Consider the following 19,096-nt stretch of genomic DNA (forward strand, 5'->3'; position numbering starts at 1 on the left):
GTTCTCGCGGCGAGTATTTAAAGAACCCTCCGTAGGCGTGGCCTTGGCTATTTGCACTTCGCGCACCAATGACACGGTATGGAAGAGCGAGTCGAATCCCACGGCGTGGGCGAACCGAGCGCCCAGTGGCGCGAACACCAGGGCGCGCGGACCGGGACGGACATCGAGTGCGAGGGGTGGCGACAGGAGGCGGCCCTCCGCATGCTGAACAACAACCTCGACCCGGAGGTGGGCGAGAGACCGGAAGACCTCGTCGTCTACGGCGGCACCGGGCGGGCGGCCCGCAGTTGGGACGCCTACGACGCCATCGTGGCCGAACTGCGCGAACTCGAAGACGACGAGACGCTCCTCGTCCAGTCGGGCAAACCCGTAGGTCGATTCACGACTTACGAACGCGCCCCACGCGTGCTCATCGCCAACTCGAACCTCGTCGGGAAGTGGGACGACTGGGAGCACTTCCACGAACTCGAAGCGAAGGGCCTCATCATGTACGGCCAGATGACCGCCGGGTCGTGGGCGTACATCGGAACGCAGGGCATCATCCAGGGAACATACGAGACGCTGGCCGCGCTCGCGGACGAGCACTACGGCGGTAGCCTCGAGGGGAGAATCGTCGTCACGGGCGGACTCGGCGGGATGGGCGGTGCCCAACCCCTCGCGGTGACGATGAACCGCGGCGTCTGTGTCGCCGCCGAGGTGGACGAATCCCGCATCGACCGCCGAATCGAGACCGGCTACTGCATGGAGAAGACCGACGATTTGGACGAGGCCATCCGCCGAGCGGAGGAGGCCGCGGAGGCGGGCGAACCCTACTCAGTCGGCGTCCACGTCAACGCCGCCGACATGCTGGAGGGGATGCTCGACCGCGACTTCGTCCCGGACGTCGTCACCGACCAGACGAGCGCCCACGACGAACTGGAGGGCTACTACCCCTCGGGATACTCGGTCGAAGAGGCCGACGAACTCCGCGACGAGAACCGCGAGCGGTACGTCGAGGAGAGTCTCGATACGATGGAGCGCCACGTGCGGGGCATCCTCGACATGCAGGACCGCGGCGCGGTGGCCTTCGAGTACGGCAACAACATCCGCGGGCAGGTGAAAGAACACCGGGGGATGGCGGACGCCTTCGACTATCCGGGCTTCGTCCCGGCGTACATCCGACCGCTCTTCTGTCAGGGGAAAGGTCCGTTCCGGTGGGCCGCGCTCTCGGGGAACCCCGACGACATCCACCGCACCGACGAGGCGGTGAAAGAACTGTTCCCCGAGAAGGAACAGCTCCACCGCTGGATCGACCTCGCGCAGGAGCGGGTCGCGTTTCAGGGCCTCCCCTCGCGCGTCTGTTGGCTCGGATACGACACCGATGACGACGGACTCACGGAGCGCGCCCGCTTCGCCCTCCGAATCAACGACCTCGTCACGGAAGGCGAAATTGAGGCCCCCATCGTCGTGACGCGCGACCACCTAGACGCCGGTTCGGTCGCCAGCCCGAACCGCGAGACGGAGGCCATGCGCGACGGCTCCGACGCCGTCGCCGATTGGCCCATCCTGAACGCCCTGCTCAACTGCGCGGCGGGCGCGGACATCGTGAGCGTCCACGACGGGGGCGGCGTCGGCATCGGCAACGCGCTCCACTCGAACAACCACGTCGTCCTCGACGGCTCCGATCTCGCGGCGGAGAAGGCCCGCCGGGTGTTCACGACCGACCCCGGTACGGGCGTGATTCGCCACGCCGACGCGGGCTACGACGTCGCGCTCGAACAGGCGGAGAAATCGAACGTTCCGATTCCGATGCGAAACCGACGATGAGCGAGTTCACGCGCACTTTCGAGTGGACGGGGGCCTCGTCCGACCCGAACGACGAGCAGTTCGGCGACGCGGTCGAACCCGTCGACTCGCTCGACGCCGCGGGCGAGTACGACGCCGTGCTCCTCGGCGAACCGTTCGACCGGGCGGTCATCGGTCGGAAGGGCGCGGCGGACGGCCCCGCCGCGCTCCGCGAGGCGCTCGCGTCGGTGAAGACGCACCACTTCGACGCCGGACCGGTCGGACGCGTCGCCGACGCGGGCGACTGCGCCCTCCCGTTCGACGCCGCCGAACCGCCGACCGTCGAAACCGTTCAGCGGCACGTCGGCGTCCTCTCGGAGCGACTCCACGACGCCGACGCCTTCCCGGTCTTCCTCGGGGGCGACAACTCGCTCACCTACCCGAACGCCGCGCCCCTCCTCGACGGCGGTTCGCTCGGCGTCGTCAATTTCGACGCGCACCTCGACGTACGCGAGGTGCGCGACGACCCGACCAGCGGGACGCCCTACCGCCAACTGTACGATGACGGACTGGACGCCTACGCCTGCGTCGGCGCGCGCCACTTCGAGACGAGCACCGAGTACGCGGAGTTCGTCCGCGAGCGCGGCGGCGAAATCGTCACGGCGGAGGAGGTGGTCGAGGACTCCGTGTCCGCCGTCGACACCGCGCTTTCCGCGATGGCCGACGCGGACGCCGTCTACGTCAGCGTCGACTTGGACGTGCTGGACGCCGCCGCCGCGCCGGGGGTTAGCGCGCCCACGCCGGGCGGCGTCACGACCCGCGAACTGTTCCGGATGCTCCGACTCGCCGCAAGCGACGACCGGGTCGCGGGCTTCGAGGTGGTCGAGTGCGCGCCGTCGCTCGACCGCGAGAACCTGACCGCGGCGGCGGGTGCGCGGGCAATCGCTCACTTCCTCGCCGCGCTGGGAGGTGGCCGATGAGCGACTCGAACGGCGACCCCGACCGCGGTTCGGACTCCGCCTCCGGCGGCACCGCCGTGGTTCACGGCGCGGCGCAGGTAGTCACCGTGGAGGAGGACAGTTCGCTCGGCATCTACGAGGACGCCGCGATAGCGGTGGTCGACGGCGAGGTCGCGCGGGTCGGCGCGACCGGCCCCGTAACGCGCGAATATCCGCCGGAGAACGCGGAGTACGCGATCGACGCCCGCGGCAAGGCGGTCGTTCCGGGCTTCGTCGACCCGCACACCCACGCCCTGTTCGCGGGCGACCGCTCCGACGAGTTCGAGGCGAAACTGCGCGGGAAGACGTACCAGGAGATTCTCGCTGAGGGAGGCGGCATCCTCCGCACCGTCCGGGCGACGCGGGAGGCCAGCGACGAGGAACTGCTCTCGAACCTCCTCTCTCACCTCGACACGATGCTCGCCCACGGGACGACGACGGTGGAGGTGAAATCGGGCTACGGCCTCGATACGGGGACGGAACTGCGGATGCTCGACGTCATCGCCCGCGCGGACGACCGGCACGCCGTCGACGTGGTGCCGACCTTCATGGGCGCGCACGCGGTTCCCGAGGGTCGGGACGCGGACGACTACGTGGACGAGGTGGTCGAAGAGCAGATTCCGACGGTCGCGGAGCAGGGCATCGCGCGCTTCTGCGACGTGTTCTGCGAGGAGGGCGTCTTCAGCGTCCCGCAGTCGCGCCGCGTGCTGGTGACGGGCGAGGAGCACGGGCTGACGCCGAAGGTGCACGCCGAGGAACTCGCGCACATCGGCGGGACGCAACTCGCCGCCAGACTCGGCGCGACCAGCGCCGACCACCTCCTGTACGCGACGCGGGAGGACGTCGACGCCGTCGTCGAGGCGGGCGTGGTGCCCGTCCTGCTCCCCGGAACCGCCTTCGGCCTCGGCGCGGAGTACGCCGACGCGCGGGCGTTCCTCGACGCCGGTGCGCCCGTCGCCGTCGCAACGGACTTCAACCCGAACTGCTACTCCCAGAGCATGGGCTTCGCCGCGTCGCTGTCCTGCGTCGAGATGGGGATGACGCCCGCCGAGGCGCTGGTCGCCGGCACGAAGAACGCCGCGAAGGCGCTCGACATCGAGGACGGGACGGGGACGCTCCAGCCGGGAGCACCTGGCGATATGGCGGTGCTCGACGCGCCGAGCTACGTCCACGTGCCCTACAACTTCGGCGTCAACGCGGTGGAGACTGTCGTGAAAGGCGGCGAGGTGGTTCATCGTGAATAAAACGAAACTGACGCTACGTCGGGCGATTGCTTCGAGTGGACTGCGTCAGCGCTGTAACGTTGTCCCGGAAAGCCCCCGAATCCTTTCGATCCACCTAAACTACACCACCACCGCAACCCACACCCTCCCCAGCCGACTGCGCGCTTCGCTTCGCTCCAGTGCTCGTCCACCGTCAGGGCAAGGGGCGAGGTCGGTACGCGAAGCACGACCCCGTAAGCATCGCAGGGAGCGAGTACAACGAGCGGGCGAGGGCTTTCGAGGTCACGTTTACTGCAACTGCGACTGTCTCAACGCCAAAATGATCAGCTGTAACGACCTTTCGAAGGAGTTGATAAAGAAATGACCGAAATCAGAATCGACGGCGAATCCCTGACACCGGAAGACGTAGAGCGAGTCGCGCGCGACGACGCGACGGTTTTCGTCCCGGACGAAGCCCGCGAACGAGTCCGAACCTCCCGTGAACGCGTCGAAGCGGTCGTCGAGAGCGGCGAGGCGGTGTACGGCGTCAACACCGGCTTCGGCGAACTCGTGGACGAGCGAATCCCCCAGGAGGACATCGAGACGCTCCAGACCAACCTCGTCCGGAGTCACGCCGCCGGAGCGGGCCGGGAACTGACCCGCGAGGAAATTCGGGCGATGATGGTCGGGCGCGTCAACGCGCTCGTCAAGGGCTACTCCGGCGTCCGCGAAATCGTGGTCGACCACCTCGTGACGATGCTGAACGAGGGCGTCCATCCCGTGGTCAACTCGCGCGGGAGCCTCGGGGCCAGCGGCGACCTCGCGCCGCTCGCGCACCTCGCGCTGGTGCTGATGGGCGAGGGAACCGCGACCATCGGCGAGGTGCGGATGGACGGCGAGGACGCCCTCGGGATGATCGGACTCGAACCGCTCACCCTCGCCGCGAAGGAGGGGCTGGCGCTCATCAACGGAACCCAACTCTCGGTCGGTCTCGCCGCTCTCGCCGTCTGCGACGCGGAGCGCGCGATTCGCGCGGCGGACATCGCCGGGGCGCTCACCACGGAGGTGACGATGGGAACCACCGCGTCGTCGGACCCGGCCATCGCCGACGTTCGCCCCCACGCCGGCCACGCGAAGAGCGCGCGAAACGTGAAGTGCCTCACCGCCGACTCCGAAATCGTCGAGTCGCACCGCAACTGCGACCGGGTGCAGGACGCCTACTCGATTCGCTGTCTCCCGCAGGTTCACGGCGCGGTTCGGGACGCCGTCGCCCACCTCCGGGACGCGGTCGAAATCGAACTCAACAGCGCGACCGACAACCCGCTCATCTTCCCGGCCGATTCGGTGAACAGTCGGGCGAGCGGAACCGGCGACGCCGCCGTCCTCTCGGGCGGTAACTTCCACGGCGACCCGCTCGCGCTCCCGCTGGATTACCTGACGAACGCCGTCACCGAACTCGCGGCCATCTCGGAGCGCCGCGTCGACCGGATGCTCAACCCGAACGTTCAGGAACCGCACCTCCCGCCGTTCCTCACCGAACGCAGCGGCTTGCGGTCGGGCTACATGATCGCACAGTACACCGCCGCCGCGCTGGTGAACGAGAACCGCTCCATCGGCCGCGCCTCGATGGACAACACGCCCGTCAGCGGAAATCAGGAAGACCACGTGAGCATGAGCGCACAGAGCGCGTTCAACGCCCGGCGGGCGGTGGAGAACGCGCTCGCCGTGGTCGGCATCGAACTCGCCTGCGGCGCGCAGGCCGCGGAGTTCATCGACGACCTCACACACGGCGTCGGCACCGGCGCGGCCTACGATGCGGTTCGCGAGGTCGTGCCGCCGCTCACCGACGACCGACCGATTCACGAGGATATCTCCGCGGTCGAAACTCTCGTCGGGTCCGGTCTGCTCGAAGAGCGCGTCGAAGACGCGCTGAACGAATCGCTCGAGTAGCGGGCGTCGATTCTCAGTCGTTTCCCGTCGCGCCCGCCATCTCGGTCGGCCCCTCGTCGCGGGTCACGTCCACATCGGTCCACGACACTCTGCGGAACCAAAGGTAGGCGATGACGCCGCCCGAGACGTTCGAGACGACGAACGCGATCCAGACCCCGGTCGAACCGAGTGCGTTCGCGCCGACCCACGCCACGGGGAATCGGATCACGCCGAGCATGGCGATCGCGATGGCCGCCGCGACGAGCGTCTTTCCGGCCCCGCGGAAGCCGCCGCTGTACGAGCGCATCACCCCGATGAAACCGAACGTCAGGGCCGTGTACCGCATGAACGTCGTGCCGACTTCGACGACGTTCGGATCGCTCGTGAACACCGAGACGATCGGTCTCGCCGCCAGGAAGGCGATCACGCCGAGGGCCGTCAGCGTGACCAGCATCACCTTCGCACCGAAGTGGTTCGCCCGTTTCGCACGGTCGACCTCACCGGCACCAATGTTCTGTCCCGTCATCGTCTCGACCCCCTGCGAGAACGCGATGGCGGGCAGGAAGATGACCGAGAAGACGCGCGTCCCGATCCCGTAGGCCGCGACGACGGTCTCCGGAAACGACGCGATGATGAACAGGAGGAGGTTGATGGACAGCGCCCGTCCGGTTCCCTCGATGGAAGCCGGAACGCCGATGTCGACGAGTCGTTTCGCGTACTCGAAGTCGGGAGCCATCTGGTCGAGGCGGATTCGAACGCCCCTGTCACCCTCGAACATGATGGCGAGGCCGACCGCGAGCGCCAGCAGTCGCGAGAACACCGTCGCTATCGCGGCCCCTTCGATGCCCGATCCCGCGTAGCTGGTCAGTTCGAACAGCGTCGCCTCCAAACCCCGAAGGCCGAGGAAGCCGAACAGCGGGTTCGCCTCGAAGCCGAAGATAAGGAACGGATCGAGGAAGATGTTCAACACGACGGAGCCGAACATGACCAGCATCGGCGTCACCGTGTCGCCGTAGCCACGCATCAGCGCGATGAACACCGCGAACCCGAACACCGCGACTAACCCGACCGAAAACACCTGCATGTACGAGGTCGCGAGCGGGGCGACGTCGGGGTCCGCCCCCAGCAAGTTGAGGAACTCGTCCACGAACACGTAGCCGACGGCTCCGAGGACGAGCGACGCGATGATCGAGAACGTGACCGTCTGGGAGGCCGCGTACTCGGCTCGTCGTTCCCGTCCCGCGCCCACGTTTTGCGCGACCAGCACGCTCCCCGCGACCGACAGTCCGAGCGCGAGGGCGATGAGTAGGAACACCATCGGGAACGCGAAGGAGATCGCCGCGAGCGCGGTCGTGCTGTACTGCCCGAGCCAGAAGGTGTCCGCGAGGTTGTACGCCGTCTGGAAGAGGTTCGTGATGACGATCGGGAGCGAGAGGTAGAGCAGGGGTTTCCCAATGCTACCCGACGTGAGATCGAGCTCCTCCGGCGACTTGAACAGCCCTCGGAGGTGACGGCTCAGGCTCACTCCGGAACGACCTCCGCCGCGTCGTCGCTCAGCAGTTGCTCACGGACGAACGCGACGAGCGTCCGTTTCGTTCGAGCGATGTCGTGGTCGACCGCGACGTGCCGAGTCTGCGCGCCGTTGACGACGGTCACGATGAAATCCGCCACGTCGTCCGCGTCGACGCTCGTTCGGAAGGACCCGTCTTCCTGTCCCGACTCCACGATCGAGCGTATGCGGTCGTGGAGCAGTCGGTCGAATCGCTCGAGCTTTTCGCGATACGCGTCGTCGTACGGTCCTTGCGCTTTGACTTCGAGGATGGCAGTTCGAAACTCCCGTTTACTCTCGGACGCGTCCCGTTCGAGCAGCAAATCGACGAGGCCGAACAGTTGCTCTGCCGGCGATTCGTCGTCGTCCGCCTCGATGCGCTCGGCGAACGACTCGTAGAGGTAGTCGAGGAACGTCTCCAGCAGTTCGTGCTTGCTATCGTAGTAGTAGTGGAGGGTCGCCTTGCTCTTCGAGGACTCGTCCGCGATATCCTGCATCCGAAGCGACGCGAAGCCGTTCTCGCAGAGCGCGCTGTAGGTGGCCTGCATCAGTTCGTCTTCGGTTTCACTGTTCACGATTTCCGTTCACCTTGTACTGACTAACTGGTCAGTCAGTAAAAGGTGTTTCGAGACGTAGGATATCACACCCCATCTCATCGCGCCCCGGATCGCGCTGGTCAGTCGGCTTCCGACCGCTCGGGGTCGGTTCCGGTTCGCGGTTTCCCCGTCCTGTCGAGCGCCCAGACGCCGTGTTCCTCGCACTCGAACACGCGTCGGAAGATGCGCGTCGATTCCGCGCCGCACTCCGGACACGGGTGTGCCGGCCCTTCGGCGGACGTCTCTACGTCCATCGAATCGTACACGTCTTCCCAGCCGCCGCTCGGCGAGGTGCGCTCGTCAGGCATCGCTCTCGATGGGCTCGTTCGTTCGTCGCACGCGTCGCGCGTTGCACATCATGCTAACTCGTCCGGCTCTCGTAGTCCGCCGGTTCGTTCGATAGACGGTGCTCTCTTCGACTCTCTCCGCGCAAACGCGTCACCCCCCGAAAGCGGTGTTCGCTACTGTACCGTCGGTTCGGCTCCGTCGTTCGGTTCGCCGTTCGATTCGTCCGTACCGCCCGTCTCGCTCGTGTCGAGGCTTTCGAGCGCCCGGATGGCGCTGTCTCGGTACGACTCGACGTCCGCGTCGTACTCCTCTTTCGCCATTGCGGCGTAGCGGTTCGAATCGTCGTCGAACGCCTCGATGCGTTCGAGCGTCCGCTCGGCGGTTTCGACCACCCAGCGGTCGCGGGTCGATTCGTCCACCACGGTGATGGATTCTGGGCGGAGGGAGACGTTCACGGTTCCGTCGTCCATCTCGAACGTCCGGGGTTTTCCGGCGATGGCGACGTAGGCGGGCGGCTCCAACTCGCGGAGCATCGCCGCCGCGTCCGGCTGGTACTGGCCCGCGTAGACGAAGAAGGTGTCTCCGTTCGGGTCGACGACCCGACCGCGCCAGTACTCGCTGTCGTCGCCGACGTCCTCTTTCTCGGTGAGGGTTCCGACGACGAACACGCGGTTCGCCCGCTCGCCCGTGGGGAGGAGCAGGTAGACCGGTGCGCGCTCGTCCTCCGATTCTTTGAAGGTGTAACTCGCGTCGTTGAACTCGGCCGCGAAGGTGCGGCGTGCGACTTCTCGTGTTGGTGCTCCACTCATGTTACATCGACCTCGCTTTGATGAGCGCCGCTTCGACGTCCACCGGCCCGCTGAGCAGTTCGACGTCGTTCGCCAGCAGGTATCGGCCCATGGTCGGCCCCGACACGCGGTAGTAGTGTCCGAGCGTCATGTCGCGCATCTCGTCCGCCACGACCGTCGTGTCGAGCGCGTCCATCGCCATCTGCTTGGCTTCCTCCAGTTCGATGCCGGTCAGTTCCTCGGTCGCTTCCTTGTTGAAGATGACCTCGTGGACGTCGACTCCGTCGTCCACGACGCCCTTGATTCGGAGGTCGAACTCGCCGTCCACCTCGCCGTGTTCGGAACAGCGCCCGTTCTGGAGGACGCGCGTGCAGTCCTCGTGCGGGCATCGCTTGATGAGGCCGCTCCCGGACTGGATGTCCACCAGCGCGCCCTCTACCTCGCTCTCGTTGTCGCCGACTTCGATGTCGGTGTCGAGTTCCTCGATGGTCGTCGTGCGGTTGAGTTTCACCGAGTAGCGACCCTGGTACTCGTCGGTGACGACGTTACCGAGTCGGTAGACCGCGCCCTCCTCCAGTTCGGGGAGGTCGGATTTGGCCCACTTCGTGAACTTGATGGTACCGCTCTCGTCGCCGAGCAGGCCGACTTGCCCGATGGAGTCGCTGCGCGGTTCCCAGAGGTCGACGACCTTGGCGGTGAGGTTCACCCACTGCTCGTCGGTTTCGATGTCCGCGACCTGCACGTCGCTCGTGCCGCCGGAGTGGATGTCGTCGCGCTCGAGGCCCGCCTGGTCCAAGTAGTGGCTGGTGACGCTTCGTCGCGCCTCTTCCACCGGTACCTTGTACTCGTTGACGAGGCTGTCTAGACGCGAGGCTACGTCGTCTACGGTTACGTCGAGATGGTCGGAGAACTGTTCGTGTATCTCTTCTGCGTGCTGTCGCACATCGGTCATGGTTGCTCCGTCTCCGCTTTGGTTTCAGTGGGAGACGTATCGAGGTTGGTGCGCGATGGTATAAAAGGTTACGTGCGCGTGCGGAGTGAAAGTGAAAGTGGAGCCGTCGAAGCGCCTCGCGGCCGATTCGGGGAACTCCGAAAGCGGACATCTCGCCCGCGGAGCGCCGCTCCGGATGGGGAAACCTTTCGTTCCCCCGCCGCCTAACGGGGGTATGGACGACCGCCTCGAACGCTTCCTGCGAATCAAACTTCGGGAAGCGGGGAAGAAGTACGCCGAGGCCCGCGAGTCGGCGAATCGCCAGATGGACGAGGCGAGAGACGCCTACAGGAACGCCCGCGACGCCGCGCTCGCGGACCTGCCGCAGGACGAACGAGGGAGGGCCAAGATCGTCTGCCGCCGGTACGCCGAGCGCCGGGCGGTGACCCTCGACGCGGAGGGACGACCGGCCTGCTTCGACCCCGGCCATCCCGACTGCGAGGGCTGCGCGGAAGATATCCGCGAGAGAACGGTAGAGACGTGGTGACCGACGGGCGAGCGTGACGAAACCGACGGCGACGGAGATTCGGGCGTACCGGTTCGAGCGCGCCGGAGTCGACCGCCCGATAAAAGACCGTCCATCACCCCGAGAATCGTCTTGGGAACGTGTGTCGAAGGACGGGGTATGACGAACTGGTTTCCGTCCGAGGAGTGGCTCGCGGCCTACCGAACGAACCTGAACGGAAGCGACCGGTACCGGCGGGAGAGCGAGGGGTGGGGCGTCGAGTTCGACGGTCGCTTCGTCTTCGAAATTCGACGCCTCCCCGTCGAGGAGACGACCCTCGGGGAGTTCCCCGACGAACTCTCCGAGGGGCTCGGCGAGAACCTCTCGAACCTCCCCGAGGAACGCGCCACGGCGCTCGTCGAAGACGCCCCGGAGACGCTGCGCGAACGCACCGACTACGGGGACGACGGAGACGACGACCGAGAGCGACTCCTCGGCGCGCTGTTTGCGACGCCCATCGTCGAACTGCCCGACGCCGTCCGGCCGCCCCTCCGCGAAGAGTTCCCCGGCGACCTCGCGAACTTGCTCGACCAACTCGAACGCTACGTCGAGGACGGAACCGTTCGCGTCTACCTCGACCTCCGCGACGGGAACTGCCGCGAAGCCGAAGTGCTCGAACCGGGCGACGAGCGCGACGTCGGCTTCGTCCTCCGCGGGGATTACCCCGAGTGGAAGAATCTCACCGAAGGCGCGGACGTCATGGGAGCTGTTCTCGGCGAGCATCTCGACCTCGACGGGTCGGTCACCACGGTCATGAACTACGCCGACGCCGCCGACGAGATGGGCGTCGTCGCCAGCCGAATCGAGTCCGCCTCCCTCTTCGTCGCGGACTCGTAGCCGGTCGAGGGCGCTGACCGCGGTAAAAACCACCTCCTATGCGGAGAGGAACCGTCTTTTCGTTCCCATTCGTTTGCTATGGTATGCCAATGCAAGCAGGAGGTGCTCGAGCGGCGTACGAAGGACAGCGCGTCGACACGTCGAGCAAGTGGTATCGACTGTTCCAGAAGGGGGTCGAACTCGGAACGTGGAACGTCGAGAAACTGTTCGAAGAGGTCGGTCTCGAGGCGGACCGCGAGCAGTGGGAGTCGATGGCGCAGGACGAGCGCGATCAGGTTCGATACCTCCTCTCCGGTTTCCTCGACGGCGAGCGCGAGGTCGCCGGGGACGCGGCCACCAACCTGAGTCGGATAATGAGCGCCCCGTGTCTCGACGAGAACGAAGAAAAGGAGATGTACATGACGATGCTCACGCTCACCGAGCACAAACACACCCAGTTCATCGACATCTACATGCGGGAGGTGATGGACGACCGCGACAACTACGCCGAACTCGACCCGAGGCGCGGAACTCGCATCCCTATCGTCCAAGCGACCGGCCTTGGCGAGGTGTTCGAGAACCAGGGCCTCCAAACCGCGAAGGCCGCCCAGACCCTGGACCCGGTCGATATCGCCAAGGCGGCGACCGTCTACCACCTCAACGTCGAAGGTATCCTCGCGCGCGTCGGCGGGTTCGCCATCAACCGAATCTCGGAGGCGGCCTATCTCCCCCTGCTGAACCACGGGTTCAAGTTCGTCAGCACCGACGAGGGTCGCCACATCACCCACGGCGTCACCCTGTTGAAAGAACTCATCGAGAAGGAAGAGCGGGGCGAACCGGAGTTCCAGGGCGTCAAACAGGGCATCGTCGACATGCTCCACCACGACGCCCCGTACATGGCCGATTTCGCGTACATGTTCACCGAGGCGATGGAAGATCCCCTCGGCGTCGACATCGACGACGTTCTGTTGCGCGGCGGGCACCTCATCGACGGGATGTACAACGAGTCGCTCGGACTCGACGTCGACTACCTCCGGATGATCAATCGCGTCAGCGACCGCTACGAGGAGATACAGGGGTGGAATCTTCGGGAAATCGTCGAACAGCAGGAAGCGCACTACGACCGCAGACGAGGCGTCGCCGCCGACGGCGCGGGGGGTGATTGAGATGGGACGCGACCTCGAACTCCGCGAGTTCGCTCGCGGGGCCGAGTTCACCGCGAGCGAGGAGGAAGTCGACGAAGCCATCGCCGACGCCGCCGAGGAACTCGGACAGAGCGAAGAGGAGGTTCGGGAGAACGTCGCCTACATCATCGACTCGTCGTTCGGCGAGGAGGAGTTGACCACCTCCTTCAACGAGATGGTCAGCGGTGCCGGTCTCAACGACGATACGGAGTCCACCGGCGACCCTCGACTCGAAGCGCTCAAGATGTACAAGATGCGGCAGCGGATATAAAAGCGAACGCGACCGCCAATGTCTCGAGAACACGAGGTCACCATCGACTACGAGGAAACCGACCGGACGACGACCGTCACCGTCGCCGAAGACGAGTATCTCCTCGACGCCGCGCTCGACGCCGGGATGGAACTCCCCTACTCCTGCCGGAGCGGGAACTGCACGACCTGCGCCGGCGAACTCCGCGAAGGGGGGGTCGACCAGAGCGAGGGTACGGCTTTGGAACCCGGCCAGAAGGACGACGGTTACGCGCTGTTGTGCGTCTCCTATCCCCGCGAGGACTGCGAGATTCGAGCCGGCGAGTCGGTACGAGACGAGATGCTCGGCCTCGATATGGACATCTTCTGACCGTAGAGCGTCCGATTCTTTTCTCGGTAGTAATATAAATAATCGGTAAAAATGACCGTTGGATTCGGACCCGTTTCATCTAGTTGTCATTGGTGCTCGATCTAGTTTTTGCCGTTACAGGCTCTCTACGGCTTTGAATCTCCGAATACGGGTCTGACTCTTGGAATGTCTTTCAAATAGCTAACATTATTTATGGGGTCTCCGAGCCTACGTATAGACGGTGAAATTACGATGAGCACTAAAGTAGAACGCGGTACCGAGGTTGTATCGAGCACTGCCGGAGAGTCCCGGCGAACCATGATGGGGGCGGGAGCTCTCATCGCCGTGCTGGGTATCCTCGCGGTTCTGTTCCCGTTCGTAACCGGAATCTCGCTGTCGATACTGCTCGGGGCGCTGCTGGTCGTCGGCGCTCTGGTACACGTCGCACACGCCTTCTCGGGCGGATGGAAGCGATTCGTCGTGCAGGGGCTGCTCGCGGCCGTCTACGCGGTTGCCGGTATCGTGCTGATGGCGAACCCCGTCGTCGGACTGACCACGTTGACCATCATCCTCGTGGCGTTCCTGCTGGCGGACGGCGTCCTCGAAATCATCATGGGCTACCGACTTCGCGGCGAGAGGGGTGCCTCGTCGCTCATCGTGAGCGGCGTCCTCGGACTGGTGATCGCCGGTCTCATCTGGGCCGGATTCCCGAGCAGCGCGCTGTGGGCGATCGGCCTCCTCTTCGGGGTGAACCTGCTCGTCACCGGCGTGTCGATGATGTTCATGGCCCGGGGGAGCGGAACCAAAACCCGCGAAGAAGCCGCGCCGACGGAACCTCGCGGAGCGTAAACCGACCGATTCGTTTTTTTTTTCGGACGCCGTCTTCGTCCCTCGATAGGGCGATTTTAGACGCCGCGCGTCCTCGCCGAACACATGCACCGTCCACTCGTCGCGCTCGTGATGGCCGGCGGAACCGGAACGCGCCTCTACCCCGCGAGTCGGAGCGATCGACCGAAGCAGTTCCTTCCGCTCCTCGGGGACGAATCGCTTCTCGCCCGGACCGTCGAGCGAGCGGGCTTCGCCGACGAGACCTTCGTCTGCACCGCGGCGGCCCACGTCGACCTCGTCCGCGAACACGCGCCCGAGGCCGGACTGTTGGTCGAACCCGAGCCGAAGGACACCGGCCCGGCGCTCGTCTACGCCGTCCATCGAATCCGCGAACTGGTCGGCGACTGCGCGGTACTCTGCCTGCCGAGCGACCACCACGTCGCGGGGGACTTCGAGACCACCGCCCGCTGCGCCGCCTCGGTTGCAGTCGAAACGGAGGGGGTCGTCACAGTCGGCGTCGAACCGACCCGCCCCGCGACGGGGTACGGCTACATCGAACCCGGAGCCGACTACGGCGGCTATTTCGGCGTGTCTCGGTTCCGTGAAAAACCCGACGCGGAGACCGCGGAGCGATTCGTCGACGACGGTTTCTACTGGAACGCCGGCCTGTTCGCGTGGACGCCGGACGCGTTTCTGCGGGAGGCGCGCGACTCCCCGCTCTCGCCCCTCGTGACCGCGCTCGAAGACGGCGACCCGGAACGGGGATTCGACGCGGTCGAACCGGCGAGCGTCGATTACGCCGTACTGGAGCGAACCGACGAAGCCTACGTCGTCCCCGCCGGGTTCGAGTGGGACGACCTCGGGTCGTGGGACGCGCTCGAACGACTCGTCTCGGGGAAGAACGTCGTCCTCGGCGACGCCCTGACCGTCGACGCCGGCGGAAACGTCGTCGCGGGCGACAAGCACGTGACCCTCGTCGGGGTGGACGACCTGGTCGTCGCGGCGTACGACGACCGCGTGTTGGTCGTTCCGAAATCGGACGCCCAGCGCGTGCGCGAGGTCGTGGCGAGATTACGCGACGACGACCTGTTTTAACGAGTCGTTTTCCGCCGGCCTGGTCACCACCCGGCCATCACCTTTCTCAGCCTTCGCGTCGTACTCCGTACGCTATGACACCGTCAGTCCAATCGGTCGAGACCGAAGACGAGTACATCCACGTCCGGTTCCGCGACCCCGACGAGTTCGACACCATTCGAACGCCGGATTGGGCTGCGCACGCGGCGCAGGACGTTTCCGAGGGGTCGGAGGTTCGAACCGGCAAACAGAAAGACAGCGACGATTGGGAAGTCCAGAGCGTTCTGATAAAGAAGCAGGTCGGCGAGGACAAGGCCCGCGACGAGGCGAAACAGATCGTCGAGAAGATCGAGTCCTGACGAACCGAACTCTCGAACGCGTCTACCGCAGATCGCGGTAGTGAAACTCGCCGTCGCCGACCTCGCGCGTGACCGCCTCCCCGAGTTCGAACGACACCGGCGAGTCGAACCCGGGGCCGTCCCAAACGAACGTGTGAAACTCGCCGTTTTCGCCGCAGGGGTCGACGCCGGTCGGGAGGTCCGCGAGAAACGCCTCGTCGAGTTCGCGGCCGGCGAACGACGCGCCGAGTTTCGAACCGTCGACGGCGACCACGGTCGCGCGAAAGCCCGCGTCGAGAAACGCCCGTATCTGTTCGTCCGTGTCCCGACCCCACAGCGGCCAGCACCCGTCGATTTCCGTTCCGGCGAGTCGCTCCTCGCGGTAGGCCCGAACGTCTTCGAGGAAGAGGTCCGCGAAGGCGACGCGCTCGATTTCCCGCGATTCGTACTCGGCCATCGCGGCCGCCATGCGCGATTCGTACCCCTCGTTCGGGCAGTCTTCGGGCAGTTCCACGAACCGAATCGGTAGGCCGACGCTCTCGGCCTGCGCTTCGTACAGTTCACGGCGCACGCCGTGCATGCTGCTCCGTCCGTTCTCGGACACCGTCGTCAGCAACTCCGCGACGTCGTCCAGTTCGCGCAGGGCGAACGCGGCGTCCTTCCCGCCGCTCCACGAGAGCACCGTCGTCGGTTCCGCCGCCGCGAGTTCCGTCATCAGCTTCGCAGCCGTCCGCCGTCCACCGGGAGCGCCGCTCCGTTGATGAAACTCGCCCGGTCGCTGGAGAGGAACGCCACCGCGTCGCCGAGTTCCATCGGGTCGCCGACGCGTTCCATCGGGATGCCGTTCGCCCAGTCCGCGAGTCCCTCCTCGTAGCTGTCGTACTCGCCGCGTTCGAGGGCGGCCTCCACGAGTTCCTGAATCCGCGGCGTCTCGTGCGCGCCCGGCAATACCGCGTTGACCCGAACGTCGGGGGCGAACTCGCGAGCCTGCGTCTGCATCAGTCCGATGACGCCCCGGCGAACCGCGTTCGAGAGCACCAGCCCGTCGATGGCCTCGCGGACGCTCGTCGAGGTGATGTTCACGATGGTGCCCGCGTCGCTGTCCACGAGGTGCGGGTGCGCGCGCTTCGTCAGCCAGACGACGCTCATCACCAGCAGGTCGTAGGCGGTGTACCAGTCGCGCTCGGTCGTGTCGAGAAACGGCCCGCTCGGCGGCCCGCCGGCGGAGGTGACGACGTGGTCGATACCGCCGAACTCGTCAACGGTCGCCTCGACCAGCGTCTCGATCTCGTCCGGGTCGGTGATGTCCGTCGGAACCGCGAGCACCCTTCCCTCGCCCACGTCGTTGATTTCCCGCTCGGCGTCGGCCAGTCCGTCCTCGCTCCGGGCGCAGATAACCACGTTCGCCCCTTCCCGGGACAGCGCCTTCGCGCTCGCCAGACCGAGTCCGCTCGAACTCGCCGTTACCAGTGCCGTGTTGCCCTCCAGTCCGAGGTTCATATCTTCGTATTACCGGGAGGCGCTAAAATTCCTCGGGGACGGGTTGCCGAACCGTCACCTCGCCGTCGTGCGTCACGCCGATGAGGAGCGACCTGCGAACCTCCCGCCCTTCGACGGCGTCGCCGGCCTCGTCGCTGATTCGCTTCATCAGTTCGGGGGCGGCGTGGTTCACCTTCACCCCGGCTTCGTCGCAGGCGTCGTAGACCCGCGAGGGAACGTCGTAAAGGTCGGTGCTCGGTTCGACTTCGATTCGAACCGGCGCGCGGAGAGCTTCCGCGAACGCCACCGTCTCGTGCGCTTTGCTGACGTTCTCGCGTGCGCTCGCTTCGATGCTGGAGACGTTCGCGCGCGAGGTGCCGAGGCGGTCGGCGATGACGGCCTGCGCCACGCCTCGCTCGCGGAGCGCCAGCACCTCCGCTTGCCGCCGGGTGAGCACGCTCGTTTCGGCGTCGAAGCCCGCCCGGTGAAGAATATCGTCCGCATCCGGTTTTTCGCTCATCTGGTTGCCTCCGACATATCCAGGTGTACGCCCCTCCCCCGCAAAGAACTGTCCACTCGGCGGACTATCCGCCCCAGAAGTTGTCACGACTTCCGAGGCGCTGGCGGCGGCCCGCTCGCTCGTCGCCGCCGGCGGTCTCCGGCTCTTCATCCCCTTCGTCTTCGGGGTCCATCGGGAGTCGCTCGACGGGGTCGGCGGTCGCGTGGTTGCCCTTCACGTTCGTAATCTTCACCTTGGCGCGAGCGTCGGGGAGGATACCGTCGACGAGGACGATGAAGCCGTCCTCGGTTCGACCGACGCCCGACCCGCTCTCGTGGATGTCGTCGATCTCCACGACGACCTCCTCGCCGAGTTTGACGGGTGCGGTCTTCAGCTCGCGGATCGGTTGGTTGTAGTGGTTGCACCACTCCGCGCCGCCGCGGTCGCCGTAGTGGTGACAGCCCATTCCTGCGATTCGTTCCTCGAAGCTTGGGCAGTCGTCGGCGAGTGGACAGTCCGGCATAGTGAACGGTTTTGCGGCACGCGCCTAAACACTTCCGCAACCCTTTCCGCGGTCGGGAGCCTCGTCGCTCGCTCCGTCGGGGGTTCGTCGGTCGAAAAACGGGTTAGCGGAGCCGATATCGAGCGATCCGCGCTCAGGCGAGCGGGGTCCGTTCCATGACCTGTCCGTCGTAGGTCGGATACTGCTCCACGATTTCGCCCCTCTCCACGTCGCCTTCCTCCACCATCTCCTCCAACAGCCACCACGCGACCTCGATGTGGTTCGTCTTGACCGTGTAGAACTCCTCGGGGACGCCGAGTTCGCGGAACTCCTCCTCGCTGGCCCACGTCTTTCCGTAGACGAGGGTGCCGTCGTCGGTCACGTCGTCGAACTCGCGGCGAATCTGGCGGGCCATGCGCTTCAGGCGGTTCCGGTGCTGGGCGGCGTCCTTGAACACGGAGGTGCAGAAGTAGACGCGCTCGTGGTCGCCCATCACGTCGAGAATCTCCTCCTTCGAACCGTCGACCGCGGACATGTGGCCGTCCTGCAACTCGTACCCCGCTTCCTGCATCCGGCGGTAGTTCCCCTGCGACATCTCGAACTCGTTGACGTTGCAGAACTCCGCCGCGCCCTCGTCCAGGAAGTCGAGGAACTCCTCCTCGGCGCGGATGCCCGGTATCTCGAAGGAGGGGGTGAGTCCCTCTTCGCGGGCGACGTAGAGGATGTCCTCCCACTCCGTGCCGTGCAGTTCGCCCCACTGCTCGTAGGGCGGGTGGAACCGAATCTCGTCCAATCCGGCCTCCGAGAGGCGGCGCATGTTCTCCCGTCCGCCCGTGATGCCGGTGTAGAGGTGCGTGTGGTGGTCGTCGCCGAACTCCTCTTTGAGCATCGAGAGGTACCGACAGGTCTTGCTCATCGCCTCCTGCGGTTCCCCGCCCGTGATGGACGTGCCGAGGGCGTCCATCCGCTTCGCCTCCCGAATCACGTCCTCGTCCTCCTCGACGAGTCGCTCGTTGGCGTACACGTCGGTGACGTTCTTCCGGTTCTCGCCGAGGGGGCAGTAGAAGCAGTCGCGCTGGTCGCAGTAGCCGTAGACGAAGAGCACCATCTTCCCGCCCTCGGCGCACTGTTCGCAGCCCTTGGAGATCATTCGTTGTTCCGTTTTACC

General features: G+C 65.7%; 22 protein-coding genes. 12 read left to right on the forward strand and 10 right to left on the reverse strand.

What is annotated here, in order from left to right; genetic code table 11:
* Window positions 1–78 precede the first annotated feature (78 nt).
* From hutU to hutH, 4 genes are all read left to right on the forward strand, one after another.
* Entirely contained in the window at window positions 79–1,806 is a 1,728-nt protein-coding gene (gene hutU, locus LIX00_RS10405) for a urocanate hydratase (RefSeq protein WP_227353125.1), read from the forward strand.
* Complete coding sequence (hutG, locus tag LIX00_RS10410; protein ID WP_227353126.1) at window positions 1,803–2,744, forward strand: formimidoylglutamase; 942 nt, start codon at window positions 1,803–1,805, stop codon at window positions 2,742–2,744. The genes hutU and hutG overlap by 4 nt, the downstream gene beginning before the upstream one ends.
* Window positions 2,741–4,006, forward strand: a complete 1,266-nt coding sequence (hutI, locus tag LIX00_RS10415) for an imidazolonepropionase (RefSeq protein ID WP_227353127.1) — start codon at window positions 2,741–2,743, stop codon at window positions 4,004–4,006. The genes hutG and hutI overlap by 4 nt, the downstream gene beginning before the upstream one ends.
* A 339-nt stretch (window positions 4,007–4,345) precedes the next feature.
* Entirely contained in the window at window positions 4,346–5,914 is a 1,569-nt protein-coding gene (hutH, locus tag LIX00_RS10420; protein WP_227353128.1) for a histidine ammonia-lyase, read from the forward strand.
* Between the two features lie 13 nt (window positions 5,915–5,927).
* On the opposite strand, the gene LIX00_RS10425 is transcribed toward hutH, so the two are convergent.
* The 5 genes from LIX00_RS10425 to LIX00_RS10445 form a co-directional block, all read right to left on the reverse strand.
* Window positions 5,928–7,418 (reverse strand): MATE family efflux transporter, encoded by a 1,491-nt coding sequence (locus tag LIX00_RS10425; protein ID WP_227353129.1) that lies wholly within the window; start codon window positions 7,416–7,418, stop codon window positions 5,928–5,930.
* The gene (locus LIX00_RS10430) at window positions 7,415–8,017 is read right to left on the reverse strand and encodes a TetR/AcrR family transcriptional regulator (RefSeq protein WP_227353130.1); all 603 of its coding nucleotides are present in this window, start codon (window positions 8,015–8,017) and stop codon (window positions 7,415–7,417) included. The genes LIX00_RS10425 and LIX00_RS10430 overlap by 4 nt, the downstream gene beginning before the upstream one ends.
* Before the next feature lie 101 nt (window positions 8,018–8,118).
* The gene (locus LIX00_RS10435; protein WP_227353131.1) at window positions 8,119–8,346 is read right to left on the reverse strand and encodes a hypothetical protein; all 228 of its coding nucleotides are present in this window, start codon (window positions 8,344–8,346) and stop codon (window positions 8,119–8,121) included.
* A gap of 153 nt (window positions 8,347–8,499) precedes the next feature.
* Complete coding sequence (locus LIX00_RS10440) at window positions 8,500–9,135, reverse strand: RPA family protein (protein WP_227353132.1); 636 nt, start codon at window positions 9,133–9,135, stop codon at window positions 8,500–8,502.
* 1 nt (window position 9,136) lies between these two features.
* Window positions 9,137–10,066 carry a replication factor A gene (locus tag LIX00_RS10445; protein ID WP_227353133.1) on the reverse strand — a complete coding sequence of 310 codons (930 nt, stop codon included), beginning with the start codon at window positions 10,064–10,066 and terminating at the stop codon, window positions 9,137–9,139.
* Window positions 10,067–10,280: 214 nt separating this feature from the next.
* Between LIX00_RS10445 and LIX00_RS10450 the strand changes: the two genes are divergently transcribed.
* From LIX00_RS10450 to LIX00_RS10485, 8 genes are all read left to right on the forward strand, one after another.
* Window positions 10,281–10,592: a DUF7091 family protein gene (locus tag LIX00_RS10450; RefSeq protein ID WP_227353134.1), complete on the forward strand. Its 312-nt coding sequence runs from the start codon at window positions 10,281–10,283 to the stop codon at window positions 10,590–10,592.
* 138 nt (window positions 10,593–10,730) lie between these two features.
* Window positions 10,731–11,447 carry an SCP2 sterol-binding domain-containing protein gene (locus tag LIX00_RS10455; RefSeq protein ID WP_227353135.1) on the forward strand — a complete coding sequence of 239 codons (717 nt, stop codon included), beginning with the start codon at window positions 10,731–10,733 and terminating at the stop codon, window positions 11,445–11,447.
* A gap of 83 nt (window positions 11,448–11,530) precedes the next feature.
* Entirely contained in the window at window positions 11,531–12,592 is a 1,062-nt protein-coding gene (locus LIX00_RS10460; protein WP_227353136.1) for a ferritin family protein, read from the forward strand.
* 1 nt (window position 12,593) lies between these two features.
* Complete coding sequence (locus LIX00_RS10465; RefSeq protein ID WP_227353137.1) at window positions 12,594–12,881, forward strand: hypothetical protein; 288 nt, start codon at window positions 12,594–12,596, stop codon at window positions 12,879–12,881.
* A gap of 18 nt (window positions 12,882–12,899) precedes the next feature.
* Window positions 12,900–13,229 (forward strand): 2Fe-2S iron-sulfur cluster-binding protein, encoded by a 330-nt coding sequence (locus LIX00_RS10470; protein WP_227353138.1) that lies wholly within the window; start codon window positions 12,900–12,902, stop codon window positions 13,227–13,229.
* Between the two features lie 231 nt (window positions 13,230–13,460).
* Entirely contained in the window at window positions 13,461–14,057 is a 597-nt protein-coding gene (locus LIX00_RS10475; RefSeq protein WP_227353139.1) for an HdeD family acid-resistance protein, read from the forward strand.
* An 84-nt stretch (window positions 14,058–14,141) separates the two neighbouring features.
* On the forward strand, window positions 14,142–15,131 hold the full coding sequence (locus LIX00_RS10480) for a mannose-1-phosphate guanylyltransferase (protein WP_227353140.1): 990 nt from the start codon (window positions 14,142–14,144) through the stop codon (window positions 15,129–15,131).
* Window positions 15,132–15,205: 74 nt separating this feature from the next.
* A complete protein-coding gene (locus tag LIX00_RS10485) occupies window positions 15,206–15,469 on the forward strand; it encodes a hypothetical protein (RefSeq protein ID WP_227353141.1) in 264 nt (87 codons plus the stop codon).
* A 22-nt stretch (window positions 15,470–15,491) separates the two neighbouring features.
* Here the strand turns inward: LIX00_RS10485 and LIX00_RS10490 are convergent, their stop codons facing one another.
* The 5 genes from LIX00_RS10490 to LIX00_RS10510 all read right to left on the reverse strand — a co-directional run bounded on the left by LIX00_RS10490 (window position 15,492) and on the right by LIX00_RS10510 (window position 19,078).
* Window positions 15,492–16,163, reverse strand: a complete 672-nt coding sequence (locus LIX00_RS10490) for a Dph6-related ATP pyrophosphatase (RefSeq protein WP_227353142.1) — start codon at window positions 16,161–16,163, stop codon at window positions 15,492–15,494.
* Window positions 16,163–16,948, reverse strand: coding sequence for an SDR family oxidoreductase (locus LIX00_RS10495; RefSeq protein ID WP_227353143.1), 786 nt, complete (start codon window positions 16,946–16,948; stop codon window positions 16,163–16,165). Before LIX00_RS10495 ends, LIX00_RS10490 begins: the two co-directional genes overlap by 1 nt.
* Before the next feature lie 22 nt (window positions 16,949–16,970).
* The gene (locus LIX00_RS10500; protein ID WP_227353144.1) at window positions 16,971–17,447 is read right to left on the reverse strand and encodes a Tfx family DNA-binding protein; all 477 of its coding nucleotides are present in this window, start codon (window positions 17,445–17,447) and stop codon (window positions 16,971–16,973) included.
* A gap of 64 nt (window positions 17,448–17,511) precedes the next feature.
* Entirely contained in the window at window positions 17,512–17,949 is a 438-nt protein-coding gene (locus tag LIX00_RS10505; RefSeq protein WP_227353145.1) for a TRAM domain-containing protein, read from the reverse strand.
* Between the two features lie 133 nt (window positions 17,950–18,082).
* On the reverse strand, window positions 18,083–19,078 hold the full coding sequence (locus LIX00_RS10510) for a radical SAM protein (protein WP_227353146.1): 996 nt from the start codon (window positions 19,076–19,078) through the stop codon (window positions 18,083–18,085).
* Between the last annotated feature and the right edge of the window lie 18 nt (window positions 19,079–19,096).

Origin of the sequence: Haladaptatus salinisoli (assembly GCF_020614375.1) — an archaeon.
Lineage (GTDB): Archaea > Halobacteriota > Halobacteria > Halobacteriales > Haladaptataceae > Haladaptatus > Haladaptatus salinisoli.

Excerpts from the sequence above, each read along its gene's own strand:
- LIX00_RS10455 (WP_227353135.1), top strand. The coding sequence starts at position 10,731 with ATGACGAACTGGTTTCCGTCCGAGGAGTGGCTCGCGGCCTACCGAACG.
- LIX00_RS10510 (WP_227353146.1), bottom strand. The coding sequence starts at position 19,078 with ATGATCTCCAAGGGCTGCGAACAGTGCGCCGAGGGCGGGAAGATGGTG.
- LIX00_RS10470 (WP_227353138.1), top strand. The coding sequence starts at position 12,900 with ATGTCTCGAGAACACGAGGTCACCATCGACTACGAGGAAACCGACCGG.
- hutG (WP_227353126.1), top strand. The coding sequence starts at position 1,803 with ATGAGCGAGTTCACGCGCACTTTCGAGTGGACGGGGGCCTCGTCCGAC.
- LIX00_RS10435 (WP_227353131.1), bottom strand. The coding sequence starts at position 8,346 with ATGCCTGACGAGCGCACCTCGCCGAGCGGCGGCTGGGAAGACGTGTAC.
- LIX00_RS10495 (WP_227353143.1), bottom strand. The coding sequence starts at position 16,948 with ATGAACCTCGGACTGGAGGGCAACACGGCACTGGTAACGGCGAGTTCG.
- LIX00_RS10500 (WP_227353144.1), bottom strand. The coding sequence starts at position 17,447 with ATGAGCGAAAAACCGGATGCGGACGATATTCTTCACCGGGCGGGCTTC.
- LIX00_RS10475 (WP_227353139.1), top strand. The coding sequence starts at position 13,461 with ATGAGCACTAAAGTAGAACGCGGTACCGAGGTTGTATCGAGCACTGCC.
- LIX00_RS10445 (WP_227353133.1), bottom strand. The coding sequence starts at position 10,066 with ATGACCGATGTGCGACAGCACGCAGAAGAGATACACGAACAGTTCTCC.
- LIX00_RS10460 (WP_227353136.1), top strand. The coding sequence starts at position 11,531 with ATGCCAATGCAAGCAGGAGGTGCTCGAGCGGCGTACGAAGGACAGCGC.
- LIX00_RS10450 (WP_227353134.1), top strand. The coding sequence starts at position 10,281 with ATGGACGACCGCCTCGAACGCTTCCTGCGAATCAAACTTCGGGAAGCG.
- LIX00_RS10440 (WP_227353132.1), bottom strand. The coding sequence starts at position 9,135 with ATGAGTGGAGCACCAACACGAGAAGTCGCACGCCGCACCTTCGCGGCC.
- LIX00_RS10485 (WP_227353141.1), top strand. The coding sequence starts at position 15,206 with ATGACACCGTCAGTCCAATCGGTCGAGACCGAAGACGAGTACATCCAC.
- hutU (WP_227353125.1), top strand. The coding sequence starts at position 79 with ATGGAAGAGCGAGTCGAATCCCACGGCGTGGGCGAACCGAGCGCCCAG.
- LIX00_RS10490 (WP_227353142.1), bottom strand. The coding sequence starts at position 16,163 with ATGACGGAACTCGCGGCGGCGGAACCGACGACGGTGCTCTCGTGGAGC.
- LIX00_RS10480 (WP_227353140.1), top strand. The coding sequence starts at position 14,142 with ATGCACCGTCCACTCGTCGCGCTCGTGATGGCCGGCGGAACCGGAACG.
- hutI (WP_227353127.1), top strand. The coding sequence starts at position 2,741 with ATGAGCGACTCGAACGGCGACCCCGACCGCGGTTCGGACTCCGCCTCC.
- LIX00_RS10465 (WP_227353137.1), top strand. The coding sequence starts at position 12,594 with ATGGGACGCGACCTCGAACTCCGCGAGTTCGCTCGCGGGGCCGAGTTC.
- LIX00_RS10505 (WP_227353145.1), bottom strand. The coding sequence starts at position 17,949 with ATGCCGGACTGTCCACTCGCCGACGACTGCCCAAGCTTCGAGGAACGA.
- hutH (WP_227353128.1), top strand. The coding sequence starts at position 4,346 with ATGACCGAAATCAGAATCGACGGCGAATCCCTGACACCGGAAGACGTA.